Origin of the sequence: Micrococcus sp. APC 4021, assembly GCF_030407635.1 — a bacterium.
In the GTDB taxonomy this organism is placed as follows: Bacteria; Actinomycetota; Actinomycetes; order Actinomycetales; family Micrococcaceae; genus Micrococcus; species Micrococcus luteus.
The window spans coordinates 1-854 of record NZ_JASDCZ010000231.1; the positions used below are offsets into that span (position 1 = coordinate 1).

1 protein-coding gene is annotated in these 854 nt (G+C 77.5%); it reads left to right on the forward strand.

The window, feature by feature from the left end:
• Window positions 1–133: 133 nt before the first annotated feature.
• The gene (locus QL983_RS11345) at window positions 134–610 is read left to right on the forward strand and encodes an NUDIX domain-containing protein (RefSeq protein ID WP_101965826.1); all 477 of its coding nucleotides are present in this window, start codon (window positions 134–136) and stop codon (window positions 608–610) included.
• Window positions 611–854 lie beyond the last annotated feature (244 nt).

The window sequence follows — 854 nt, forward strand, 5'->3', positions numbered from 1 at the left end:
ACGGGTGGTCCTCCAGCCTAGGGCGCGGGTCGGTGGACCGTGCCGCTGTTCGCGGTGGGCGGTGCTCGTAGACTGGCCGGGCCCCGGCGTCGCCCGCCGCGGGCCGTCCCACTGCCGCCAGGAGTCCGCAGCCATGAGCACCACCCCCGCCGCCCCGGACGCCGCCGGAGCACACCCCGCCGGCCCGTTCCAGACGCGCGCCGGCGCCTACGCCCTGATCGTGGACGGCGGCCGCGTCCTGCTCAGCTCGTGGCAGGGGCCCGAGTTCCTGCAGTGGACGCTGCCCGGCGGCGGCATCGAGCTCGGCGAGAGCCCGGAGGAGGCGTGCCTGCGCGAGGTGTGGGAGGAGACCGGCCACACCGCCGAGCTCACGGGCCTGCTGGGCGTCACGACCGGGACGATCCCGGTGGAGAAGCGCCTGCGGGGCGAGCCGCTGCCCCTGCTCACCGTGCAGGTCCTCTACACCGCCCGCATCACGGGCGGCGTCCTGCGCCCTGAGGTCGGCGGATCCTCGACGGACGCACGCTGGTTCGACCTCGCGGAGCTCAGCGGGCTGCGCACCGCCTCCTGGGTCACCGAGGCGCTCGCCCGTGCCGGGGTGGCCACGTGAGCCGCCCCGCCCACCGCCGCCCGACGGCCCTCGCCGCCTCCGCCCTCGCGCTGTCGCTGACGCGGAGGGCGTCGGCGCACCGATCACGGTCGTGCACGGCGGCGAGGGCCTGGAGGCCGCCGTCGCGGCGGTCCTGGCCCGTCACCTGCGCCTGCACGGCCACGCTGTGGCGGACGAGGACGGCGTCGCCGTGGAGCAGCCCGCGTGGTCCGCCGCCGGCGGGGACACGGTCGCCGTCGTGGAC